This window comes from Croceitalea dokdonensis DOKDO 023 (assembly GCF_001306415.1).
Taxonomy (GTDB): domain Bacteria; phylum Bacteroidota; class Bacteroidia; order Flavobacteriales; family Flavobacteriaceae; genus Croceitalea; species Croceitalea dokdonensis.
Map to the genome: position 1 here is coordinate 298731 of NZ_LDJX01000006.1, position 23559 is coordinate 322289.

Here is a 23559-nt window from a genome sequence, read left to right on the forward strand (position 1 = left end):
AAAGTGCGTATTAAATTTCAATCTCCCCCTTCAAATAAAGTGCGGCCTGCCCAGAAATCTTTACCCGTTCTCCCAAATAGGTGCATTTAAGGGTCCCTTTTCGTTTGGATAATTGCATGGCCGTCATGCTGGCCTTCCCCAATTGGCGCGCCCAATAAGGAATCAAGGTCGTATGTGCGGAGCCTGTGACCGGGTCTTCTGGGATACCGCATTGGGGCGCAAAGAAACGGGATACAAAATCTACTGAATCCCCTGGTGCTGAGACAATAATGCCGCGGCAGTCCAATTGATGTAAGAGGTGGAAATTAGGACTAATTTTCTCAATCTCAAGCTGTGAATTGTAAATTAAAAGGTAATCCGTCGCGCCCTTGTAAATCCTATTTGGTATTAAACCTATAGCTTCAATAAGCGCTGTATCTTCTTTAACTTGAGAAATATGGTCCGATGGAAAGTCTAAGGTGAGCCAGCCATCTTGCTCTTTTGTTACCCTAAGCTCACCACTTTGGTTTGAAATAAAACGAACGGTATTTGTATTGTACTTAAAGTAGTTGAAAAGTACAAAGGCCGATGCTAGGGTTGCATGCCCACAAAGGGCTACTTCTACTTCCGGGGTAAACCATCTGATGTGGTAACCATCGCCATGTGGTATTACAAACGCTGTTTCGGCTAGATTATTCTCTTGGGCAATACGCTGCATCAATCCCTCCTCCAATGTATGGTCTAATATACACACAGCTGCGGGGTTGCCCCCAAATACCTCAGCGGTAAAGGCATCTACCTGATAAAGGGTTAATTTCATGATGGGATAGATACTGGCTTAAAAGTTAGGTTGGGTGCTGCCCCGGAAAACAATACTATCATTTTTAAAATGTTTTGGATGGGACAATTCCTTTGCCAAAAATTCCAATAGGGTACTCCTATTGTCTTTGATAGCAACGGAATCAAGACTTACCTCGGTATTCCCTACGGTAATATGGTCCTGTAACTCCTCTAAGGTTTTGCTGGATGCAACAGTGGTAAACAACGCCTTGTTGTACCCATAAAGTAATAGGCTGGAATCATTCAGGAATTTGCCGTAGACCAGTGATATTTCCCGTTGTCCATCCTCCCAAGAGGTGATTTGTATAAGTCGTTTATCATGCGCCACCTTTTTGGTCCTGATGTATATAGGAAGGTCTTTTTCGGTTTTTGGATACGAATCCATCAACCAAATTTTTTGTTGTCTTCCTTTTTTAAAACCCCTGAATTCAAGGATGCTTCCGCCTTTTTCGTCCAGTTCCGCCGATTGCCAATAACGGTATTTTGGGGCAAAAAGGTCTGCATTATCATCGGTAAGCATGTAATCCCCAGTAGTAACTGTATTGCAGGCGGTAATCAACACGATAAAAATCAAATATAAAGCTGCTTTCTTCATAAGGCATAGGGTTTTCCTTAAAGTTAGGGGTTTAAACCCATTCCCGTGGTGTTTTTAACACCTGCAACAAGGTATCCTCTTCGCTTCCCTTCTCTGGGTGGTGGTCATACCTCCATTGCACATGTGGTGGTAAGCTCATTAAAATGCTTTCTATACGTCCATTGGTGCGTAAACCAAACAAGGTGCCTTTATCGTGAACCAAGTTAAACTCCACATAGCGACCCCGCCTTATTTCTTGCCAATTGCGTTGTTCTTGGGTAAAGCTAAGGCCTTTTCGTTTTATAACAATCGGTATATAGGCGTTTAAAAAACTATTGCCCACTTCAGATACAAACTTGAACCAAGCTTGCATATCCATCTCCTCGTTGGCTTTGCAGTAGTCAAAAAAGAGTCCTCCAATACCCCGGGCCTCTTGGCGATGTGTGTTCCAAAAATAGTCGTCGCAGCGTTTTTTATAGGTGTTGTAAAACTGGGGATGGTGCTTGTCACAAGCCGCTTTACATACTTGATGGAAATGTTGGGCATCCTCTTTAAAAAGATAGTAGGGCGTTAGATCCTGCCCACCACCAAACCATTGGTCTACAATGGCCCCTTCTTTATCATACATTTCAAAATAGCGCCAATTGGCGTGTACGGTAGGTACAAAAGGATTTTTAGGATGTAAAACAAGGCTAAGGCCGCAGGCAAAAAAATCGGCATCCTTAACCCCAAAATAGTCCTGCATGCTTTGCGGGAGTGCTCCGTGGACCGCAGAAATATTCACCCCACCCTTTTCAAAAATATTCCCGTTTTCAATGACACGGGTCCGTCCGCCGCCGCCTTCGGGCCTTTGCCAAATATCTTCTTGAAATGTAGCGAGGCCATCAATCTCTTCCAATTTGTTGGTAATCCTGTCCTGTAATTGTTGGATATAGGTGTAAAAAGTGTCTTTCATCAATCGTCCTTTAAATGCACCAATGCATTAGGGTGCCTTGTCGTTTCCATTACTGTTCTTATTCTTACGGATTGGGCCGTCATTTTCAAAAGTAGTTCCAGGATATTGTCCAGGGAACTGGTGCGATGTTCCTTAAATAAGGCCCTTCCTATGGCGTTGTTATGAAAATCCATCACTCGCGCCATTTCACGGTTCCTAAACGCATTTTCATGCCAATCGGTTATCAGTTTGGTCCATTGTAGAATTCTGTCCTCATTTTTAGACCAATAGGTACATTCTTTGGCGATGGCATAGTTCCAATAGGCATGTCTAAAGGCATTGGCTTGCCCATTCAGATAGTGTTTTCTGTCAAAATATGCTGTTGCCGTTCGCATACATTTCTTGGTCGCTTTATATGTTGGGTACAAAAAAAGTGGATGTTGCACCCCTAAGGTAAGCAATAACCAAAAGGCCTTGACATCTATTCGTTTGAGGGTCTTTAGGATATTCAAACTGTGATGTTGGATTTATAACGTTGGTACAACTGCATATTCACCAGCTCACCATTAAACCTCCTATGGGATTTGGGCAATTCTTTCTGATAAACAAAACCGTTCTTTTCCGCAATACGGATACTGGCCGTATTGGTTTCATGGGCGATGATCTGCAAGGCATGTAGTCCTAAATCGTTAAAACTCCAGGCGGTAATCTCTGAAACCACCTTAGAAGTGATGCCTTTTCCTTCATGGTCATAACCGATGCAATACGCCAATTCTCCTTGGCCTTTTACCTTGTGAAGCTCCTTCACGTACACCAGACCAATAATGGCACGATTGGTATTTTCCTTGACCGTAAATAGAAATTCTGTTTTGTTTTGAAAAGAATTCACCTGGTCATTGACAAAAATCCGAGACAAGGTAGGATTTAGGTTTTGCTTTAAGGTTTCAGGAAAATCTTGTTGAAACCTACGTTCATTGGCCACCATAAAATCACATAAGCGCCATGCATCTTTATGATGAATAGGGGCAATGCTATAGTTGTCAAAAGCTATTTGCATATATAGGGCTTTGGTGGCCAGTGCTGTGTATTGTTGAAGTCTTGGTTTAAGAAGGTCTAAGCACTACTTTGGTTAATGGAACTTATATTTATTCCTTAAACTCCTTTACCGCTTCTACAAATGCGCCTGCGTTTGCTATAGGGATATTGGGCAAAATCCCGTGTCCTAAATTTACAACATACCTATCTTTCCCAAAAGCCCTAATCATATCATGGACCATTCTTTTGATTTCAGCAGGTGGGGAGAGTAGTCTGGAAGGGTCAAAATTACCTTGCAGGGTAATGTTGCCACCACTTAAATACCTCGCATTTTTTGGAGAGCAGGTCCAGTCTACCCCTAAGGCAGAGGCTCCTGATTTGGCCATGTCTCCCAACGCAAACCAACAGCCTTTACCAAAAACGATAACGGGTACCTGCTCTTTAAGGGCATCAATGATTTGCTGAATGTATTGAAAAGAAAATTCTTGATAATCAGTGGGAGATAGCATCCCGCCCCAAGAATCAAAAACTTGGACGGCATTGACGCCGGCCTTTACCTTGGCTTTTAGATAGGCAATGGTGGTGTCCGTAATCTTTTGTAGCAGTTGGTGCGCTGCTTTTGGCTGCGTAAAGCAGAAGCCTTTGGCCAAATCAAAATTTTTGCTGCCCTGTCCTTGTACACAATAACATAGAATGGTCCAAGGGGAGCCAGCAAAACCAATTAGGGGAATGTCATCGTTTAGTTTTTCCTTGGTCATGGCAATGGCATCCATTACGTAGCCCAAAGTGTCCTGGATGTCCGGAACTATGACCCGGTCTACATCTTTTTGGCTTCGGATGGGCGCAGGAAGGTAAGGCCCAAAATTGGGTTTCATCTCTACGTCTATAGCCATGGCTTGGGGGATTACCAAAATATCACTAAAGAGTATGGCGGCATCCATCCCATACCGGCGTATGGGCTGCACCGTTATTTCAGAGGCCAGTTCTGGGGTTTGACATCTTGTGAAGAAATCATATTTGGCCTTTATCTCCATGAACTCTGGCAAGTAACGCCCTGCTTGGCGCATCATCCAAACGGGAGGCCGTTCCACGGTCTCTCCTTTTAAGGCTCTTAGAAATAGATCGTTTTTAATCATAGGTTGATATTTTCATGGTTCACGGAAGTAGAAAAATTCATGGGTTTTTAGCTGTACTAGAATACTTTACCGCTTGTACAATGACATTTTCCACCGTTGGTTTTGTTGCTTGTATTACCTTATGGGTATATTTTTTTGCTTCTGCCAAAGTGGTAGGCCCAATACAAACAGCGGTGGTGTTCGCCAGAGCGTTCAGGGCTACATAGCTTTGCACCCCACTGGGGCTGTAAAACAGGATGGCATCAAATTTTCGTTTAAATAGCCTTGGCCGTAAAGTGGTTTCATATGCTACTACTTCTTTATACCGAATGTTATGTTTTTGAAATAAACAAGGCAAGTACTCCCGCCTTAAATTTCCACATACAAATAAAAAGGAAGTATCTGGAAACTTTTCTAAAATAAGTTGCCCTAATGTTTTGGCATTCGCTGCGCTGGCCAGCACTTCCACTCCATTCCGCTCCAGTAACAAGGCTGTTTTTTCACCAACGCAAACGGCCCTATTCCCAACTGTCCCTTTTAAGGTGGGTGTTGCCAATTTCTTACGTCTTACATAGCTTAGAACCGCATTTTGGCTGGTAAAGACAAGGCAGTCATATTGGCCATTGAAATTAAAATCCACCAAGCGAATGTGTATGGCGTCATATTCCACTAAACCTAGGTTTCCGTGGAGCACCAATTCTTTTTGCGCTAGGCTCAAGCGTTTAGTGGACAGTATTGTTGAGCTCATTTTTTATGTCTTCCATCAATTGTTTGCCACCGCGCTCCAATACCTCATAGGCACAGCTTTTGCCAAAACCAGCTACCTTACCCAATGGGCGTTCTTTAATGACCTCTACAAAGGTACTGCCATCCAGTGCGTGAAGGCATCCCTTAAAATATACCGTATCGTCTTTTATAGTGGCCAAAGCCCCAATAGGTGCCGTACAGCCACCTTCCAGGGTTCTTAAAAATTCCCTTTCTATGGCAGTGGCGATGTCACTGGCTGTATGGTTGAGGCTAGCGGTGGCTGCTACAACTTCAGTGTTCTTTTCCAGTGCTACCACCAACATGGCACCCTGCGCGGGTGCGGGTACCATCCAATCCAGGGCAACTGCGTCCTTGGGCAATAGTTTTATGCGTTCTAAACCTGCCTTGGCAAAGATGGCTCCGTTCCAATCATTTTCAATGAGTTTAATCAAACGGGAATTTACATTGCCCCGCAAATCTACCATTTTGTGTTTTGGATATTTGGCTAGCCATTGTGCTTTTCTTCTAAGGCTACCTGTAGCAATGGTGCCCTTTCCTTCTAAAAAATCCGTTCCCTTATGCACCAAGATATCGGTGGATACCGCGCGTTCCAAAACAGCGGTCTTCACCACTCCTTTTGGGAGTTGGGTAGGGACATCCTTCATGGAATGGACGGCGATGTCAATATCACCCTTAAGGAGCGCAATATCCAAGCTTTTGGTAAAGATACCGGTGATTCCCATGTCATAAAGGGGTTTGTCCAACACTAAATCCCCAGCGGATTTTACCGGAACCAAGGTGGTATTGTGCCCAAGTGTTTCTAACTTTTCCTGTACGGTGTTGGCCTGCCACAGCGCCAATTCGCTATCGCGTGTACCTATACGAATCACCTTGCTCATTTTTCTTGAAGTTCTAATTGAAATACCCGTTGTATCAGTGCCAAACTATCTTCTGTGTCCATTTCGGAAGTGCGTAGGTGATTGGCAAATTGTTTGGTTATCTTTTGGATGATGCGCTCAGAGACCAATGCGGCCTGTTCTTCGTTAAAATCTTGGAGCTTTTTGGACTGAAAATCCAACTCCTCATCCTTCATTGTCATTAATTTGGCCTTTAGTGCATTGATTACCGGTGCAAATTTTCTGGTTTCCAGCCATTTTACAAAATCTGTTTTCACATCTTCAATGATGGCTCGCGCTTTGGGGATATAGGCTTTGCGTTTTTTTAGATTGTTATCCGTAATTTGGGAAAGCTCGTCTAAATGTACCAAGGAGACATTGGGTAACTCCCTCACGTCGTCGGAAACGTTTTTTGGAATGGAGAGGTCTAAAATCAACAAAGGTTTTTTGGTATGGAGCAGGGATTTGGATACCGTTGGCAGCTGCGCTCCCGTTGCGACCACTAAAATATCCGTTTTGCGTATCTCTGTTTGTAAATCCCCGTAATCCTTAACGATCAATTTAAACTTCCCTGCAATGGCCTCTGCTTTTTCCTTGGTTCTATTGATGAGGGTAATATGGGAATTATCTGTATGTTTTACGAGGTTTTCACAGGTGTTTCTGCCTATTTTGCCCGTCCCAAACAACAAAATGTTCTTTTTGGACACCTCCTGTACTTCATTGAGGATATACTTTACAGAAGCAAACGATACCGAGGTTGCGCCGGTAGAGATTTCCGTCTCGTTTTTAATGCGTTTACTGGCTTGTATGACAGAGTTGCAAAGGCGTTCTAAAAAAGGGTTGGTCATCCCATGTTTTTTGGAGCGTGAAAAACTTTGCTTGATTTGACTGATAATCTCAAAATCTCCCAAAATCTGGCTGTCCAAGCCGGTACCCACACGGAATAAATGGTCTATGGCGTCGTGGTTTTTGTAAATGTAGGCAACATCCTGAAATTCTTCCACAGACCCTTGGGTGTGATCGCACAGTAATTTGATAAGTTGGTAAGGATGCTGGGCAAAGGCAAACAATTCGGTTCGGTTACAGGTAGAAATCGCTAAGAGTCCTTCAATTCCCTTGGCTTTGGCGTCCTGTATGATGGCATCGATTTTGGGCACGTCAAGGCTAAACTTTCCGCGCACATCCGCTTCTGCCTTTTTGTAACTTAGTCCCACAGCAAAAAAGGAACTATGTCTAGAAAGGTTATAATTCTTCATTATACTCAAACCTGATTGCAAAAATAGAAGCAACGAAATTTAAAAAATAACGCTTGCGGTACAATTTGTATCATGATAAGGATGAACGGGCTATTTTTTGGAAAAATAGCCCTAAAACCTTATGTTTATTGTCTTTAAACAAAATATGGAGTACTGTTTAGAGCGATTCTAAATAGCTTCCTCCGTAGTAAACAAATACGGTTATGAAAGAAAATGTCGTTATCGGTTCTTACGAGGAAATATTGGTGGATGATGGCTTTTATGTGCTTAAGATTCAAAACGATACCCAGGATACCGATAAGTATGTTAGGGATATTGATAGCTCCTACATCCAATTTCATTTTTCCCTCAAGGGGAAGGCTAGATTTTTGTTCAATAATGGGGCATACGCGTTGGAAGTCTCTGAGGAAAATTCGCTCCTGTTGTACAATACCCAAAAAGATTTACCCCTAAATCTGGTATTGCAACCCAATTCCTGGATGCTTTCCGTGGTCATGTCCATCAGGAAATTCCATTCGCTCTTTTCCAAAGAGGCCTCCTATATTCCAATATTAAGTGATGTCTCCGGGGAAAAGAAATACTATACACAAGAAGTGCTGTCACCGGCCATGGCTGTGGTGTTGAGCCAGTTAATGAACTACAACCTGCACCCTTCCATCAAAACCCTTTATGTCAAGGGAAAAATTTATGAATTAATTTCCCTCTACTTCAATAAAACGGAGGACGCCGATATTGAACAATGTCCCTTTTTGGCGGACGAGGATAACGTAAGGCGTATCCGCAAGGCCAAGGAAATTATTATCTCCAGAATGGCAGAGCCCCCTACCTTGGCAGAGCTTTCTGAGGAAATTGGTTTGAGCCTTAGAAAACTAAAAGAAGGTTTTAAGCAGATTTATGGGGAATCTGTTTTTGGTTTTTTGTTTGATTATAAGATGGAATATGCCCGGAATATGTTGGAAACCGGCAAGTATAATGTAAATGAGGTGGGGTTAAAAGTAGGCTACAGCACGGCCAGCCATTTTATAGCCTCCTTTAAAAAGAAATACGGTACAACCCCCAAAAAATATTTAACTTCAACCAATTAAACTATAGTTCCATGCACCTTTTACAGCAATGTACCTTGTTTGTTTTACTGGCCACGTTTACCCTATCTGCCCAAAATTATACAGAACCGCCGGGGCTACCAGTAACGGCCGCCATACCGGAACTGGTATTGGTTTTTAGCAAAACGGAGGGCTTTAGGCATAAGTCGATAGAAAAAGGGGCGTTGACCTTAAAGCAGCTGGGGCGGGCCAATGGGTTTATTGCGCTGCGGACAGAAACGGCTTCAGATTTTAATCCAGAAAATCTAAAGAATTACAAGCTCGTTGTGTTTTTGAGCACCACACAAGATGTACTCAATGAATCACAGCAAAAGGCGTTTGAAAGTTATATCCAAAATGGAGGGAGTTTTTTGGGAATCCACGCCGCCGCAGACACGGAATATGAGTGGCCTTGGTACGGCAAATTGGTAGGGGGTTATTTTAACGGGCATCCCAATAATCCCAATGTTCGTACCGCGAGTATCCAACGTATAGACAAAACACATGCCTCTAGCAAACATCTGCCAGATACTTGGGTACGCACCGACGAGTGGTACAATTACAAAAACTTGAACCCTGATATGCAGGTGGTACTTAATTTGGATGAATCCAGCTATGAGGGCGGCACCAATGGCGATAGCCACCCTATTGCATGGTACCATGAATTTGATGGGGGACGTGCATACTATACAGGAGGCGGGCATACAGAGGAGTCCTTTGATGAACCAGAATTTCGCCAGCATTTGTTGGGTGCCATTGAGTGGTGCTTAAATCGCGATTAACGGGTGGGCCTGGCCACTAGAATGCCAATATTGTTTTTTACCTTGTTGAGGTAGTCCACTAAAGGCGCTTCGCTAATTGTCACTTCGCCAGAAATGGATGCATGTAACAAATGAATACGCCCAGAGGGCTGGCGTATCGCAAAACCGGTATGGGTAACGTCCAAACCTTTTATGGATGTGGCCAATGCTATGATATCACCAGAACGCAATTGGTTTTCCACTGCTATAAGTTGTGCTGTGGGCAGGTAGCAAAACGGCTCTTTGGCCAGTTCCATTTCTGTTTTCAAAATCTGTCCAAAGTTTTCGTCATTCTGCAGAAAAGGGTACAACTCCCGGTGGGTTCCCATGAAATTGATGTTCTTGTCCATTGCATTTCCGCCTAAATCTGTGGTAATATCACGCACCAATCCCTTGGTTTCGTTATTTCTTATCCAATCCGTAAAATAATGCAAACGGGAGGCGTAACCGTCTAGAACCCCATTTCTGTACCTAATGGCCCTTAAATTTTTGGTAAAATCGTCAAATGTCCAGTTCCCTTGTTTTTGAAGCAGCCCAAAGGCCAAAACATTCTCCACAAAGGTGGTGCAGTCCAAACCTTGCAGGTTCACCACCAAGGACTCGGTTTCACCAATTTCTAAAGTCTTGGCCACATAGGGCGTCCCCAGAAATGTTTTGGCGATGGTAATGATTCCATCGTTGGTCTCAGCAATATCTAGCTGGTTGAGCTGTTCTATTTTTTGCAGCACTAGCGCTTTATCCGTATCCGTACAGTTAACTTGGGCCACAAGCAGCATTGGAAAAAACAGAAGAACCAACCCAATGTAATACCTTTCCATAGCATCAAAGTTATCTATTTCACCATAATAAAAGTTATTCCATTCCTTAAAACCAAAATGGGAGCCATATCGTAACTTTGCACCCAAATGGGGTCAACGGTTTTGGCTTAAGGTGAACAGAACTATTTTTTTGATGGTTCCCGGTCTTTTTTCGCTTTTTCAGCAAAGGTTACGGAAGGATAAAAGGCCGATATTTAGTTGAAAGATCCAACTTTTTAACCTGCACCAAACAACGTACCATTTCACCTAAAATATTTGCTGTGAAAAAAGGAGTATTACTGGTCAATTTGGGCTCACCGGACAGCCCTACCGCTAAAGATGTAAAGCCATATTTGGATGAGTTTTTAATGGATGGACGTGTTATAGACGTGCCGCCCTTGTTACGAAATCTATTGGTTCGTGGAATTATCCTACAAACACGACCCAAAAAGTCGGCTAAAGCCTATGCCAAAATTTGGTGGGAGGAAGGCTCTCCTTTGATCGTCATTTCAGAACGCTTTGCGGACAAGGTTAAAAAGCATACGGAGCTCCCAGTGGCGCTTGGCATGCGCTACGGCAGCGGTAGTATCAAGGAAGGTCTGCAACAATTGGCTGACCAAAATGTGGATGAGGTGCTATTGGTACCGCTCTATCCGCATTATGCCATGTCTTCTTATGAGACGGTGGTGGTGAAGGCCATGGAAGACCAGCAAAAGTATTTTCCAAAGATGCGTATGACCACCATGCCCGCTTTTTATCGTAGTCCAGACTACATTAAAGTATTGGGGGATAGCATTGCCGAGGGATTGGAAGGTTTTGCCTATGACCATGTACTGTTTTCATACCATGGGATTCCCGAACGCCATATCCGCAAATCCGACCCCACCAAATTCCATTGTAAGATAGATGGCAGCTGTTGTAGCATCAATTCAGTGGCCCACCATACCTGTTACAGGCACCAATGCTACGACACCACAGAATTGGTGAAAGCCTATTTGGGTCTGCCCGATGACAAGGTAAGTAGCTCTTTCCAATCCAGATTGGCAGGTGACCCTTGGTTAAAACCATATACCGATTATGAGTTTGAACGTTTGGCCAAGGAAGGAAAGACAAAATTGGCCGTGATTACGCCAGCTTTTGTTTCTGACTGTTTGGAAACCTTGGAAGAAATTGCCATGGAGGGCGAAGAGGAATTTAAAGAAGCGGGTGGGGAAGAGTTTAAGCACATCCCTTGTTTGAACGACCGTGACCAATGGGTGGCCCTAATGGCAAAGTGGATTAAAGATTGGCAAGACAAGGCCATGTTGCCAGTGTAATATAAAACCTGTGTAATAACTATTAAAAGGTAGAATAGAATGATGCTCGATAAAATCAATAATGAACTAGCGGGTCTCCGTGCCGAAATCAAGAATCATAAGGTTTATCAAGAACTTCAAACAGTGACTGATATCACCGTGTTTATGGAAAGCCATATCTATGCCGTCTGGGATTTTATGTCATTGTTAAAAGCACTACAATTAAAGTTGACAGGGCAAACACTGCCTTGGAAACCGGTTACCAATGCAAATACGGCCCGCTTTATCAATGAAATAGTTCTTGAAGAAGAGACAGACATTGATGAACAAGGGTTGACTAAAAGTCATTTTGAGATGTATCTTGACGCCATGAATGAGGTTGGCGCAGACACAAGACCAATTCATGCGTTCTTGCAATCCGTTTCGGACGTGAACACCATCAATAAAGCGATTAAAAAAGCAGGGCTGCCAGAATATATCGCTGATTTTTTGAATTTTACCTTCAGCATCATTAGTACTGGTGAGCCACATAAAATAGCGGCTGCCTTCACTTTTGGTCGTGAAGATGTCATACCTGACATGTTTTTGGGCATTCTAGAAAAAAGTAATAAAAATTATAGGACTGACTACCGCAAATTGACCTACTATCTGCAACGGCATATAGATTTGGATGGGGAGGAACATGGACCTTTAGCATTAAAAATGATTCAGGAACTCTGTGGGAATGATACTAAAAAATGGGATGATGTACTTATTGTAGCGAAACAAGCCTTAACCTCCAGGATTAAATTGTGGAATGGAGTTTATGACAACATTGCAAAAGAAAAACTAGAGACCGCATAATGGCGCCATAGAGGTAATACCGTATGCCTAACGTATCATCAGAACAATTGGGCACCGCGCCTATAGGAAAACTGCTTGTAAAACAGGCCGTACCCGCTTCTATCGGCATTTTGGTGATGTCTCTAAACGTGTTGGTAGATTCCATTTTCGTGGGCAATTGGATTGGTTCCATTGCCATTGCGGCCATTAATGTGGTCTTGCCGGTCTCCTTTTTTATCGCTGCCCTAGGAATGGCCATCGGCATTGGTGGGTCCAGTATTATATCCCGGGCATTGGGTGCCGATAACAAAGAAAAGGCCCTTCACACTTTTGGCAACCAGATTACCTTAACGCTTTTGGTCACTATAAGTATGGTCTTTGCGGGACTATATTTTGTGAATGCCCTTATTCCCGCATTTGGTGGTAAAGGAGCCATTTTTGAACCAGCCAAGGTGTACTATACCATTGTGCTGTACGGAGTCCCTTTTTTGGCCCTTTGTATGATGGGTAATACCGTGATTCGCGCAGAGGGCAAGCCCAGATTTGCCATGATTGCCATGATCATTCCATCTGTGGGCAACTTATTTCTGGATTACCTTTTTATTTATGTCTTTGATTGGGGCATGCACGGTGCCGCTTGGGCTACCACAGCCGGATACCTGCTTTGTCTGGCTTATATTACCTATTTCTTTCTGTCCAAAAACTCTAGCTTAACCCCTAATCTCTCTCATTTCTCGCTAAAGCTGCCCATTCTAAGGGAAATAGCCTCCTTGGGTTTTGTTACCTTGGCAAGACAAGCGGTGACCAGTGTTATTTACCTGTTGTTGAACAATATTTTATTTGGTCTTGGCGGCGAGGCGCTGGTAGCGGTCTATGCCATTATAGGTCGTATGTTGATGTTTGCCTTGTTTCCAGTGTACGGTGTTACCCAAGGTTTTTTGCCCATTGCCGGCTATAATTATGGCGCAGCAAAGAAACAACGGGTAAAAGCATCCATTTACACCGCTATCAAATACGCCGCCCTCGTGGCTACCATGGTATTTATCATCCTAATGGTGTTTCCGGCAGAACTGGCCGGTCTGTTTTTAAGTGACCGTGCCAATTTGCCCCAAAAAGAAATATTGGCCAATGCGTATGTGTTGGAACATGCCCCTTTTGCCATGCGAATGGTCTTCTTGGCAACGCCCATCATCGCTTTGCAATTGATTGGGGCAGCATATTTTCAGGCCATAGGGAAGGCACGCCCTGCCCTTTTGCTCACCTTGACACGCCAAGGGTTTTTCTTTATCCCCCTTATTCTGGTCTTACCAAATTTTATGGGGACCTTAGGGGTTTGGTTATCTTTTCCGATAGCCGATGTGCTGGCTACGGTGGTCACAGGTTGGTATTTGCACCGGGAGATAAAGAGCACTTTGTCTAATTGAGCTGCTTTGAAATTTCCTGCAAGGCTCGATCTAACTGGGGTTGGTTTCCGTCCAAGCGGTCTTTAAAGGTTTCTTTCACTAAAATATCGGGTTGCACACCTTCTTTCTCTAGGTTTTTACCATCAAGGGTGTAGCAACCCCATGAAGGTAATCGATAAAAAGAGCCGTCAACCAATCCACTGCCAGAGGTAAACACAATCCAACGATAGGTTTCTGTACCTATCAGAGTCCCTAAACCTAGTTCTTTGAAACCTGCCGAGGTCATTTCAGCATCGCTTAAGGATTGTTCATTGATTAAGACAATGATAGGTTTAGCAGCGGGTCCAAAATTAGGTTGAGGCGCCAATTTTCCTTCACGATATTTCCATTTTAAATACGGTTTTTGCGATAGAAACTGCAACACTTCGTCATGCACATTACCACCTGTATTATATCGTAAATCTAAAATCAGGGCTTTTCTTTCGTTGGCCTCAGATACCATTTCGCGTTTAAAACGTTCCAATTCTCGCCCAGTCATGTTTTTCATGTGGATATAAGCAACTTCTTTGTTACTTTTTTGGTCCACGTAGTTTTGATTGGCATCCATCCATTCGTCATACATAAGCGTGCGAGCAGTATTGGTGCTTGTAGGATGTACTTTAATGGTTATGGGATTATCATTTCTTGAAAAAGTCAAGGTCATCTCCTTGTCGCGTGAGGGCAACACAAAATAGGATTCTCTGTTCAATTTTTCGTCTATTTCTTGGTCATTGACCTTAATTAAACGGTCTCCTTTTCTCAGGGTCATTCCGGTAATGTCTGCCGGACCGTCGGTTAAAATTCGTTCTACCAAATAAGGGTCATCATTTGAAAATAGGATTCCCGTATGCATGGTAGCATTTTTGTAAAACGCACTTTCTTCCTTTCCGTTGGAATAAAATCCAAAGTGAGAGGTGTTGAGCTCGCCCAGCATATCATTGAAGAGTAGTCGTAATTGTGACCGTTTAGTGATGTAGGGCAAATACTGGGCATATTGATCCCGCAATTTTTGCCAGTCTTCCCCATGAAAGTCTTTATCATAAAAATTCTCTTCAAAACCAGCCCATGCTTCATAGAACATTTGGTGGAATTCTTCTGATAAGTTTCTTCTAAATGTATTTGAAATCTTGATTTTTTCGGTTTTGTTGCCTTTAATATCAAGGGTATGAATGGCACCTTTAACCAATAGGTAGTATTGGTCTTTTGCAACTTTAATTTGATAACCCTGAACCTTCTCGTCCACCACTATTTCCGTCTTATCTTCTTCAAAAGGCTCAAAAGTGGTTTTCCACAGCTTCATCTTACCTTCATCGTGGTCACTTACATAGAACAGGTATGTTGCTTTATCTTTTGAATGGGCCACAGGGTTATACTGGGAGCCAAAGGATGGACTCACCCGTTGCAACCGTTCCATTAATCCTTTTTTATTGATACGGACGGGAACCTCATCTTTTTTTCTACCGGTTTCAGCTTTCTTATCCTTCTTCTTATCTTTCGTTTCGATTTCCTTCTCCTCCTCCTTAAAAAGCTTTTCAAACTCATCCAGCACATAAGGTTCTTCATACTTGTCCAATGCCATACTATAAATCTTTGGGTTTTGCAGGCCGTATGGATAGCTGGGTTTGGTCAGGTTTGAGGCAAAATAAATATACCTCCCATCCGGAGACCATGCCGGACTGGTTTCGGTAACCCCGGTTTGGGTGAGATTGTTTACCCTTTTATCACTTAACCGTATGGTAAAAACATCGTTTTCAAAATTCCGGTAGGCAGTAAATACCACATACTTTCCATCTGGTGAAAAATGGGGTTGTGGAGCATATAGCGCCCAAAACTCATCTTTGACCAAGACCTCACTCCTAAAGTCTGTTAAGTCCAATAACCGAAGTTCATCGCGGCCACTGATGTACACCGCTTTGGTCATATCTGCATTCAAGCTAAGGTTAAGGTTGTTTCTTGCGTCTTTGGTGAGTTGCTTTTCTTGTTCCTTGGAATTTATGGTCTTGGTAAAAAGATTGGTATATCCCTTAACTGTCCTTGTAAACAGTACCGTATTGTTGTCTTTTAACCAGTGGACTTCCTTTATTCTTTCCTTGTTTTTAAGGGGTATTTGTTTTATGAACTTCCCTTTGGTATCAGACACAAAAAGTTCACCCCTAGAAATAAATGCCAGCTTTTTGTTGTCCGGAGAAACAGAGAAATAGGTAATGTTACCCATGACATCAAAGTCTTGATGGTTGTCCAAGGTACTTTTATTGCCCAATTGAATGGGTACTATATTCGTTTGTTTGTTGGCAACATCGTATAAGAAAATTTGATAGTCTTTGGAAAAGACCACAGCCTCTCCATTGGCACTGGCCTGCGGTCTGCCAATAGACGTTTTAAAGGAAGTAAGCTGTGTTTTGATGCTATTTTCAAAAGTATAGAGGTTATATTCCCCATTGGCCTGATCAGACACAAAGAACAGTTTTCCGTTGCGATCAAATGAGGCCCACATATCTTTTCCGTTGTAGGAGGTATACTCTTTATAGGTTCCTGATTTGGAGTCATACGATTTGATATCGGGATTGTAGGCGCCCTTGTATCGCTTACGGTTGGTGAAGTTTTTACTTTCCCAACTTTCATTAAAGAACAATTCATTGCTATTGGGGCGTATGGCAAGATTATGCACGGTATGAAAATAATGGCCAAAAAGACGTTTTGGGGTTCCTCCCTCCTTGGAGACCGTATATCCAGAATAGCGATTTTCCCTATTGGAGGTAAAATAAATAGTCTTTGAATCCCAAGACCAACTGTCTACTTCATCAGATCCGTCATGGAATGTCAGTTGTTTAATTTCCCCACCCGTCATGGGCATGACATAGATGTTTCTATTGCCAAGGGCATTAGAAGTAAAAGCAAGCCACATACCATCTGGAGAAATCCGTGGCAGTGTCTCCTCTCCAGCCATAGCGGTGATGCGGGTTGCCAATCCGCCGGTGGCACTTACCTTCCAGAGATCACCGTCATATGAAAAAACAATGGTCTTGGCATTTGGCGAAATTGTTGGGTCCAATAAAAAATAAGGGGATTGTGCGTTGGTCTTCATAAAAAGAAAAGCCATTAAAAGCAGGGTCATCGTTCTTTGTATCATAGTGTTGGTCATTTTGATAGAACTTGAAATTACGAAATTATACTTTTGGTGCAGCGGCTTTGGATTTGGCAAAATAATCTGGAGGAGTTGTGTATTTTTATAACCTTACAATACTGGATTATGAGATGTAATTTTAGTTTTTGCCTTATTGTCATCACTTTTCTTATGGGGTGCCAAGAAAAACGACTACCTATGGAAACCTATGATGTATTTGTTGGCACGTATACAGACGGCACAAGCAAAGGGATTTACAAGCTTACATTCGATGCGACCCAAGGCACTCTTGGTGCCAAGGAGCTCATGGCAGCGTTGCCCAACCCTTCTTTCTTGGCTTTGACAGAAAACAAAGACTATTTATATGCCGTGCAGGAAACTGCGGATTTTGACTCGCTAGGTGGTGGGGTAACGGCTTTCTCCATAAAAGATGGTCTTTTCAAGGAAATAAACAGCAAAGGCTCTGGCGGCGCGCACCCCTGCCATGTGGCAGTTTCTGGGAATGGCCAATTGGCCGTATCCAATTATACCGGAGGAAATTTAGCGGTTTTTGACCTAGCGGAAGATGGAGGCTTGGCAGACAGGCAGGTGTTGGACCATAAAACAGAGGATACCACGGTTGCTCCGCACGTGCACAAGGCCCACTTTAATTCTGACGGTCTTTTTGTGGCCGATTTGGGGCTTGATGCCATCAAACGATATCAAAAACAACCCTATGGGTGGATTCCTGCCAACCAGGCCTCCATTGCAATGGTAAAGGGAGCAGGGCCTAGGCATTTTGTGTTTAACGGCAATCAACAGTTCTTGTACGTCATTAATGAACTAAATTCCACTATTACAGTGTTGCAGCGTGACAAGGAGGGCAATTATCAGCCCCAGCAAACCGTACCCACATTAGCGGCCGACTTTAACGGTAAAAATTCTTGCGCAGATATCCATTTATCCCAGGATGGAAGGTTTTTATATGGTTCCAATCGCGGTGAAAATACCATTGTGGTCTTTGCTGTAAACCAAGAAAACGGAAAACTAACCCAAGTGGGGCGCACCTCGGTTGGTGGAGAACAGCCAAGAAATTTTACCTTGGACCCATCCGGGAATTATCTTTTGGTGGCCAACAAACGCAGCAACAACATAACGGTATTTGCCAGAGATAAGGAAAAAGGCACCTTATCGTTTTTACATGAAGTGGAAATAGGCAGTCCGGTATGTTTGGTTTTTGGTTAGGGTTACTTTTTAACCTTAGCTGGTGTGGTAACCAGACTATTGGGAACCTGCTTCCGGATAGGCAGGCAAGCCACGCAAACTAAGCTGCTAAGGAAACTCCCTATTCCAAATTTTAAAAACGTATATCTGGTATACTTTGTGCCATAATATACTATTCCCTTGGCCTACCCAAAAAATAACTCGTGCAAATAGCGTCCTGGGGACAATGTAAAGCCACCCGCAATAAGTATAGCGCCCACATAAAGTAATACCATTTTACGTTGGTGGGCCCTAACATTTCCTTTTCTAATGGCCGTATATGCCGTGGGTACGGTCCACAGGGTTAGAATACTAAAAAGGTGAATCCATCCAAAATGATTTAAAAATTGAGGTCCCACTACGGCCGGCATCAAAAGGGTGATTACAGCGGTAAAAAGCATTAAGACCATATACAGCTTACCTAGCGTTCTATGGGTCTGGGTTCCTTTTTTACCTAAAAGACCGTATGCTCCCAAGATGATACAGGGTAAGACGGTCATTAAATGGGTGTACATTAAAAAATCATACATCTTTTAAAGATACAATATCCAAGTATAGCCCCGGGGATTCATTGGGATTTCACTGTATCTTTTAAGGACTTGGTTCTGGTGATGTTTTTGGGCCAGCATCCGCAAAGTACTATTTCTTTATTGCCTTAAAACCAACCTCTGGTGTTATACGTCACATTTTGGGCTTGGTTGGTGCCAAAAGCGACGCCGATAGCCCTAGCTGCCTCAATCTCGCTTTTATCAACCTCAAGCTCCATCAATTGGTATTCCCATCCGCGATCGGATAACTCCATTACCCGATCACTAAGCTTTTGATAAAAAGACTTTACTTCCGAAAAACAGGAAGCCCTAGGCTCAATACTTGCTAACAGTTCCCCAATAGTGTTTGCGGTCCCTAAATCTTGATTTCCCGCCCACAGGGCCTTTGCAGCGTTTAATTTACGACTACAATCCTCATTAATGGCCTTTTTGTACAAGCTGGCAATTTTTCTGTTCTGTTGGTTAAAACAGTTGGATGCCTCTGGAATATTTAAAATGGTGATAAGTGCTTTGGTGGTTTGCCCGCTGGCCTCCAGAGCCGCCGCTTTTTTTCCAATGGCATCACATTGCTGATCATAATACGCCAAGATTTCATTTTTGCCGTCATTGATCAGTTTTTTAATTTTTGGATGTGATGTGTTGATGCTTCTTATGGCTGAGGTATATGCCTTTAGTTCATTGGTCCCAACCCCTTTTGCCATTATGCTTTGCGATTGGAAGAGGTTTCCCCCAATACCGTCCCCTATGTACAGCGTTACCTCCAGTGCATAGGCTATCTTAGGAGGAGCCGTGGGAGTTATATTTTTAGAGAGCACCGTTACATTGGGCACTAGGATAAAGCGGGGATTGTTTACATCATCGCTTATGCCATTATCGGTTATTATTTTTCCGAGTTTGTTCAACAAGAATTGTTTGGCCCCTTGTGGAATGTCTTCTGCCTGTGCGGGGATATGCGCCCCAAGTGTAATCCCATAGTTGTCTTGTTGTGCCACGGTGGTACACCAGGTTATGGCACATAAAAGAAATGTGATTGTTTTCATAGTCTTCATTGTTATTTTCCTCCTAAGATTAATGTTGCCCTACCAAGACCCCGCATGACCAATTTATTGGGAACTGCATAGGGGCTGTTTTTTAAAAACTTGCTCAAATCCCTTAGGTACCTTCGGGCATCGGTGGGTCTGCCAGATTTTGTGTACAAGGGGATCCTCACCTGCTCAAACAATGCCATGGATGCCGTCATATCCGTAGTGCTAAATCTTCCGGCTACGGTATTGTCTGCCAGCCAATCCTCAATAATATAACCTAGTTCTTCCCCGTTGTACTCCGTTTCCAGGTCATTGTCCCAGTCTTCCCAAGTCTGAATGCGGACAACGATTTCACGGCCGTTTTTGAACATATCCTCAAAATGATCCTGTAGGGTGGCCGTAAAATTGTCTATATGTGCTATTACCGCCTCGGACAATAATACGGGAAGCTCCGCCGCAAATGAGGGTTCGCCCGTCCCTGTTGCTGTTGCTACCTGTTTGTTGGTGTAGGCATCAAGTCCTTGAAGGTTAAAATTGACCGACTTTTTTGGCCCTACCTTATTAAGGGTCCAAGTGAGTTGTATAATGATATCCGCTTTGGCAACTTTCTTCAGGGCATCTATGGGAGACTCACTAACATCGCTTCCAGTGTTTTTTGAGGTGCGCATGGCATCCTCTGCACTGTCCATTTCCAGTGAGCGTATCACGGATTCCATGTTTTTTAAAGGAAAATCGCGCTCCGCCATCATGCCGTTGATTTGGCTGATGACTTGCAAGACTTCCGTATTTTCTTGGAACACCCTTTTATAATCCGGTATTTTTATGGTGTTGCCTTGGTCATTGAACATAAGATAGTATCCATTGGTAATGCACCAAGCATCACTAGGCACAACCATGAGCGTAGGCTTTTTTGCCTGTGCAGTAACACCTATGGTAAACAGCGTTACTGCTATTAGGAATAAAGTTGTTTTTATTTTCATTGTTCCAGTTTTAAAATCCGTCAGATAGTGCACTAATAAACCCTTCTTGCTCCAGCCTTTTACGCAGGGCATCTGTATGTACATTAACTACGATACCTATTTTGTACAGCTTCTTATTCACTTTTAACACGTCCCGTGGGTCAATGAGCCCATCAGCGGCATCCGTGACATATTGGTTGTAATCTCCACCATCCATAAAGAATTCTTTGAAAAATTCCTTGTATTGTTTTTCTGTCATGGCCTTGTTCATTAACGGCCTAAAACCTGTACAGCTTCTGCCGGTACCGGAGAATCCTTTAAAAATGATTCCGTGTACGGCGTTTTTCCAAGATTGGGAAACCGCTAATTTTGGCTTTTTGGCATAGGACCAAATCTTGATTAGCTTAAAACCTTGTTTTCCCGTATTTACGCACTCAATATCATACCGCCAATCTTTGGTTGCTGCATCTGCCTGCCTTTGGTTTCGTTGCCCGTTTGCCTTAGTCAAGGCCAATAGGGAAACGATTAAAATAAATAAGAGCCCTTTGTGCTTCATAATTTTGCTTTTTAGTTGATTTGACGAATTAACATCCCTTGATAATATTTGTTCTTTGCCCCAGAGAAGGTGGTATACTCCAAGGAAGAGGGATTTTCTTCCGCTGCTGCATACCTGTTATCCCAAATATGGTATTTGTCCACTTTGATAACCCCAACTTTTTTGTAACCCACGGAACCGTCTTTTTGTAGATACTGTTCCAAGACCTCAAACTTGTCCCCTTTTTCAAGTCCTTCCTTTAACCCAATTTTTGCGGCAAGGGGCTCGGTGCTGATCAATGGGGTTTTGGTCCTAAAGATTTCATATTTGCGCTGTAGTTTGGCAATGGCCTGGTCCGTTGCCTTAATTGTGGCCCTTTGTATCAATTCTGCATCAGATTTATTGGTAAATGCAGAGGACTGAACGTCGGACCAGTCGGTTTCATATCCAATAAGGGCCAATTGAAAAAGATCGGTAGTGTCAAAAGCCCGTTTTTTGGAGTCGTCAAAGTTGTTTTCATCTACCCACATTTCATTATAGAAGGTATTCGCTATCCTTTCGTTCCAAACCAATCTGTACAGGTAGGAAGTTGCTTTTACAATATATCCCTTCCCGGCAATGGCGGTGCCAACGGTTACGGCATCTGCCACCAAGGCAACATCACCTGCGCCGGCCATGTTGGCCGCTGCAGAAACCATGCTGGACAGAAATCCTGTCTTTTTGGCAACTACCTCTTTATTGGTGTATTTGTAGTCCGTTACTATGACAAAGGTGTTGCTTATAAGTTGTTCCCCGGCATCGGCCAACATGGCTAGTCCGCGTTCCGATTTTTTGGCGATATTGACATCAAAAACAGTGGCGTTATAGTGGCCCCTTTCTGCAATTAAATCCATGTTGAACTCCCCTCTTTCATTTCTGTTGAACCATTTGGCCACCAATTCACGGGCTACCGCATTTCTATTTAAATAGTCCGTTATCACCTTGTCTTGTTTTCTGGCCTTTCTGGCCACCCTGATAAAATTCTTGGGAATGTGGTGGGTGTTGAATTTTTCCGGGAGTGGTCTTTCCAAAAAAGTCTGCTGTATTACTTCTGCCTGTTCCGCACCGGGGTTTTGGATCATCATGGAGTGCAGGGAACTACGTTTGTACTTACTTAGGTCGCTGGAGAATTCAAAATCCGATTTGCCGAGTTTTTTGGCTTTTTTTGAATTTTTTTTGGGTACGTTGGAAACGATAGCGGACAAAGCGCTGGGATTTTCTTTCGTATCCTTGTCAGGATGTTCCGTTAATTGTGCTAGGGTGCTGTCTTCCGTTTTACCGCCTATTAAGGTGCTAAGGGAAGGTGTTTTTTCTTGAGTCACATCCGATACCGCGGTAGGATTTTCTGTAGGATGCGTTGTCATTGTTTGGGATTCTTGTAGCTCTTGCTCCTCTTCTACCATCGCGGGAACCTTTAATTCTGTTACCCTTACGGTTGCATCCATTATGGGTTCTTGGCTGTTTTCTTTAGCATTACAACCCTCTTTAATATCCTGGATCAATGCTTTAAAACTTGCGGCCGCCAAATAATCCTCATCTGCCAAAGCGTTTTTCTTTCTGGCCTCAAGCGCAGCTAGTTGTTGTTCGCAGTTACCGGAATGGGTGGTTGTTTCTTTTGCTTCCGGTATTGCCTCCATTTGGTCTTGGTTGGGGTTCAACGGTAACGTACCATTGCTTTTAGGCATGTTGGTTTTGGAGCTGATTGGGGTAAAACGCCCTTCCCTAACGGCCAGCAATAGGCTGTCCGGACGTTTTTTGTCGTAGAAACTGGAACGATTGGCATAGATTTTACCCTTCCACTCACTTTGGGGCACCGTTGCCAATTCCTCTAAAAGCCTATCCATTTTTTCTTGATCTACGGTTCTTTGCCCGTATCTTTTAACCGCACTGATGGCCTTGTTTAATTCTGTACCATCTGCAATCAATACGTCAATGTTAGAAATGACCGTGTTTTTTTCCCAATCCCTCTTAGCTTTTTGATACGCTTCCTCTTCCTCTGGTACAGGGGAAGACATTTTTACGGTGACGATATGGTTGGGAGATACTTTGGTATCAAATTCAAAGGGGAGGGTGGGGCCACTTGTTGTGCCTTTAATTTGTAAGGAACAATCAGCACAATCAAACGGAAAAGTGATGCCCTCTGCGTTGAGGTCGTCCTTGGAAAATTCCCCAAGGGAGGTTGTTAATTGGGTGATTTGAACTTCTTTTATATCTATTCTTAACTTGTAGAAATTTTCTAGCGCGTAGGAAAACTCAAAAGTGGCCTGCCCCGTAAACCCATTGGTCGTGGTAAATGGAATTTTAATTGGGTCATTGGATTGTGCCAGGCCATTAAAGCCCAAACAGAGGGTCATAAAAAGACAGCGGAGGGATTTTGATGTGTGCACAGGTTGGGTTGGTTTAGTTGTGGGTAAAACTAAAACCCAATCATTGGGTTTAAAATACCCATTAGTGGGTATTTTAATCTAGGTAC

The 23559-nt window shown here is 43.2% G+C and carries 22 protein-coding genes; 6 read left to right on the forward strand and 16 right to left on the reverse strand.

What is annotated here, in order from left to right:
- Window positions 1-10: 10 nt before the first annotated feature.
- From I595_RS13940 to hemA, 9 genes are all read right to left on the reverse strand, one after another.
- Complete coding sequence (locus tag I595_RS13940) at window positions 11-799, reverse strand: PhzF family phenazine biosynthesis protein (RefSeq protein WP_054560041.1); 789 nt, start codon at window positions 797-799, stop codon at window positions 11-13.
- An 18-nt stretch (window positions 800-817) separates the two neighbouring features.
- Window positions 818-1414 carry a hypothetical protein gene (locus I595_RS13945; protein WP_054560042.1) on the reverse strand — a complete coding sequence of 199 codons (597 nt, stop codon included), beginning with the start codon at window positions 1412-1414 and terminating at the stop codon, window positions 818-820.
- Window positions 1415-1445: 31 nt separating this feature from the next.
- Complete coding sequence (gene hemF, locus I595_RS13950; RefSeq protein WP_054560043.1) at window positions 1446-2348, reverse strand: oxygen-dependent coproporphyrinogen oxidase; 903 nt, start codon at window positions 2346-2348, stop codon at window positions 1446-1448.
- Window positions 2348-2839: a DUF6973 domain-containing protein gene (locus I595_RS13955; RefSeq protein ID WP_054560044.1), complete on the reverse strand. Its 492-nt coding sequence runs from the start codon at window positions 2837-2839 to the stop codon at window positions 2348-2350. Before I595_RS13955 ends, hemF begins: the two co-directional genes overlap by 1 nt.
- Window positions 2836-3384 (reverse strand): GNAT family N-acetyltransferase, encoded by a 549-nt coding sequence (locus tag I595_RS13960; RefSeq protein ID WP_054560045.1) that lies wholly within the window; start codon window positions 3382-3384, stop codon window positions 2836-2838. Before I595_RS13960 ends, I595_RS13955 begins: the two co-directional genes overlap by 4 nt.
- An 88-nt stretch (window positions 3385-3472) precedes the next feature.
- The gene (gene hemE, locus I595_RS13965; protein ID WP_054560046.1) at window positions 3473-4498 is read right to left on the reverse strand and encodes a uroporphyrinogen decarboxylase; all 1026 of its coding nucleotides are present in this window, start codon (window positions 4496-4498) and stop codon (window positions 3473-3475) included.
- A gap of 37 nt (window positions 4499-4535) precedes the next feature.
- The gene (locus I595_RS13970; protein WP_054560047.1) at window positions 4536-5225 is read right to left on the reverse strand and encodes a uroporphyrinogen-III synthase; all 690 of its coding nucleotides are present in this window, start codon (window positions 5223-5225) and stop codon (window positions 4536-4538) included.
- Window positions 5200-6123 carry a hydroxymethylbilane synthase gene (gene hemC, locus I595_RS13975; protein ID WP_054560048.1) on the reverse strand — a complete coding sequence of 308 codons (924 nt, stop codon included), beginning with the start codon at window positions 6121-6123 and terminating at the stop codon, window positions 5200-5202. The genes I595_RS13970 and hemC overlap by 26 nt, the downstream gene beginning before the upstream one ends.
- Window positions 6120-7376 (reverse strand): glutamyl-tRNA reductase, encoded by a 1257-nt coding sequence (gene hemA, locus I595_RS13980; protein WP_054560049.1) that lies wholly within the window; start codon window positions 7374-7376, stop codon window positions 6120-6122. The genes hemC and hemA overlap by 4 nt, the downstream gene beginning before the upstream one ends.
- A 203-nt stretch (window positions 7377-7579) precedes the next feature.
- On the opposite strand from hemA, the gene I595_RS13985 reads away from it, so the two are divergent.
- Together I595_RS13985 and I595_RS13990 are read left to right on the forward strand one after the other, a co-directional pair.
- Entirely contained in the window at window positions 7580-8461 is an 882-nt protein-coding gene (locus I595_RS13985) for an AraC family transcriptional regulator (RefSeq protein WP_054560050.1), read from the forward strand.
- 11 nt (window positions 8462-8472) lie between these two features.
- Window positions 8473-9240, forward strand: a complete 768-nt coding sequence (locus I595_RS13990) for a ThuA domain-containing protein (RefSeq protein WP_083467609.1) — start codon at window positions 8473-8475, stop codon at window positions 9238-9240.
- Here the strand turns inward: I595_RS13990 and I595_RS13995 are convergent.
- On the reverse strand, window positions 9237-10163 hold the full coding sequence (locus tag I595_RS13995; RefSeq protein ID WP_245628294.1) for an N-acetylmuramoyl-L-alanine amidase-like domain-containing protein: 927 nt from the start codon (window positions 10161-10163) through the stop codon (window positions 9237-9239). The genes I595_RS13990 and I595_RS13995 overlap by 4 nt on opposite strands.
- Window positions 10164-10336: 173 nt before the next feature.
- On the opposite strand from I595_RS13995, the gene hemH reads away from it, so the two are divergent.
- Genes hemH through I595_RS14010 form a run of 3 tightly spaced genes read left to right on the forward strand, consistent with a single transcriptional unit; the run spans window position 10337 to window position 13596 of the window.
- Window positions 10337-11371 (forward strand): ferrochelatase, encoded by a 1035-nt coding sequence (gene hemH, locus I595_RS14000; protein ID WP_054560051.1) that lies wholly within the window; start codon window positions 10337-10339, stop codon window positions 11369-11371.
- A gap of 39 nt (window positions 11372-11410) precedes the next feature.
- A complete protein-coding gene (locus I595_RS14005) occupies window positions 11411-12193 on the forward strand; it encodes a DUF3050 domain-containing protein (RefSeq protein WP_245628295.1) in 783 nt (260 codons plus the stop codon).
- A 23-nt stretch (window positions 12194-12216) separates the two neighbouring features.
- On the forward strand, window positions 12217-13596 hold the full coding sequence (locus tag I595_RS14010; protein WP_054560053.1) for an MATE family efflux transporter: 1380 nt from the start codon (window positions 12217-12219) through the stop codon (window positions 13594-13596).
- Here the strand turns inward: I595_RS14010 and I595_RS14015 are convergent.
- Window positions 13589-16744 (reverse strand): S41 family peptidase, encoded by a 3156-nt coding sequence (locus I595_RS14015; RefSeq protein ID WP_054560098.1) that lies wholly within the window; start codon window positions 16742-16744, stop codon window positions 13589-13591. The genes I595_RS14010 and I595_RS14015 overlap by 8 nt on opposite strands.
- A 120-nt stretch (window positions 16745-16864) precedes the next feature.
- On the opposite strand from I595_RS14015, the gene I595_RS14020 reads away from it, so the two are divergent.
- Window positions 16865-17962 (forward strand): lactonase family protein, encoded by a 1098-nt coding sequence (locus I595_RS14020; protein ID WP_083467610.1) that lies wholly within the window; start codon window positions 16865-16867, stop codon window positions 17960-17962.
- 164 nt (window positions 17963-18126) lie between these two features.
- On the opposite strand, the gene I595_RS14025 is transcribed toward I595_RS14020, so the two are convergent.
- The 5 genes from I595_RS14025 to I595_RS14045 all read right to left on the reverse strand — a co-directional run bounded on the left by I595_RS14025 (window position 18127) and on the right by I595_RS14045 (window position 23473).
- Window positions 18127-18510, reverse strand: coding sequence for a DUF2306 domain-containing protein (locus I595_RS14025; protein WP_054560055.1), 384 nt, complete (start codon window positions 18508-18510; stop codon window positions 18127-18129).
- 125 nt (window positions 18511-18635) lie between these two features.
- Window positions 18636-19568 (reverse strand): hypothetical protein, encoded by a 933-nt coding sequence (locus tag I595_RS14030; RefSeq protein WP_054560056.1) that lies wholly within the window; start codon window positions 19566-19568, stop codon window positions 18636-18638.
- 11 nt (window positions 19569-19579) lie between these two features.
- Window positions 19580-20533, reverse strand: coding sequence for a DUF6175 family protein (locus tag I595_RS14035; RefSeq protein WP_054560057.1), 954 nt, complete (start codon window positions 20531-20533; stop codon window positions 19580-19582).
- Window positions 20534-20543: 10 nt separating this feature from the next.
- Entirely contained in the window at window positions 20544-21068 is a 525-nt protein-coding gene (locus tag I595_RS14040) for a hypothetical protein (RefSeq protein WP_054560058.1), read from the reverse strand.
- Window positions 21069-21079: 11 nt separating this feature from the next.
- On the reverse strand, window positions 21080-23473 hold the full coding sequence (locus I595_RS14045) for a hypothetical protein (RefSeq protein WP_157449753.1): 2394 nt from the start codon (window positions 23471-23473) through the stop codon (window positions 21080-21082).
- Between the last annotated feature and the right edge of the window lie 86 nt (window positions 23474-23559).

Coding starts and splice junctions, on each gene's coding strand:
- I595_RS13945 (WP_054560042.1), bottom strand. CDS start 1,414: ATGAAGAAAGCAGCTTTATATTTGATTTTTATCGTGTTGATTACCGCC.
- I595_RS13990 (WP_083467609.1), top strand. CDS start 8,473: ATGCACCTTTTACAGCAATGTACCTTGTTTGTTTTACTGGCCACGTTT.
- I595_RS14040 (WP_054560058.1), bottom strand. CDS start 21,068: ATGAAGCACAAAGGGCTCTTATTTATTTTAATCGTTTCCCTATTGGCC.
- hemF (WP_054560043.1), bottom strand. CDS start 2,348: ATGAAAGACACTTTTTACACCTATATCCAACAATTACAGGACAGGATT.
- I595_RS14030 (WP_054560056.1), bottom strand. CDS start 19,568: ATGAAAACAATCACATTTCTTTTATGTGCCATAACCTGGTGTACCACC.
- I595_RS14035 (WP_054560057.1), bottom strand. CDS start 20,533: ATGAAAATAAAAACAACTTTATTCCTAATAGCAGTAACGCTGTTTACC.
- hemC (WP_054560048.1), bottom strand. CDS start 6,123: ATGAGCAAGGTGATTCGTATAGGTACACGCGATAGCGAATTGGCGCTG.
- hemE (WP_054560046.1), bottom strand. CDS start 4,498: ATGATTAAAAACGATCTATTTCTAAGAGCCTTAAAAGGAGAGACCGTG.
- I595_RS14020 (WP_083467610.1), top strand. CDS start 16,865: ATGAGATGTAATTTTAGTTTTTGCCTTATTGTCATCACTTTTCTTATG.
- I595_RS14025 (WP_054560055.1), bottom strand. CDS start 18,510: ATGTATGATTTTTTAATGTACACCCATTTAATGACCGTCTTACCCTGT.
- I595_RS13940 (WP_054560041.1), bottom strand. CDS start 799: ATGAAATTAACCCTTTATCAGGTAGATGCCTTTACCGCTGAGGTATTT.
- hemA (WP_054560049.1), bottom strand. CDS start 7,376: ATGAAGAATTATAACCTTTCTAGACATAGTTCCTTTTTTGCTGTGGGA.
- I595_RS14015 (WP_054560098.1), bottom strand. CDS start 16,744: ATGATACAAAGAACGATGACCCTGCTTTTAATGGCTTTTCTTTTTATG.
- I595_RS13985 (WP_054560050.1), top strand. CDS start 7,580: ATGAAAGAAAATGTCGTTATCGGTTCTTACGAGGAAATATTGGTGGAT.
- I595_RS13960 (WP_054560045.1), bottom strand. CDS start 3,384: ATGCAAATAGCTTTTGACAACTATAGCATTGCCCCTATTCATCATAAA.
- I595_RS14005 (WP_245628295.1), top strand. CDS start 11,411: ATGATGCTCGATAAAATCAATAATGAACTAGCGGGTCTCCGTGCCGAA.
- I595_RS13970 (WP_054560047.1), bottom strand. CDS start 5,225: ATGAGCTCAACAATACTGTCCACTAAACGCTTGAGCCTAGCGCAAAAA.
- I595_RS14010 (WP_054560053.1), top strand. CDS start 12,217: ATGCCTAACGTATCATCAGAACAATTGGGCACCGCGCCTATAGGAAAA.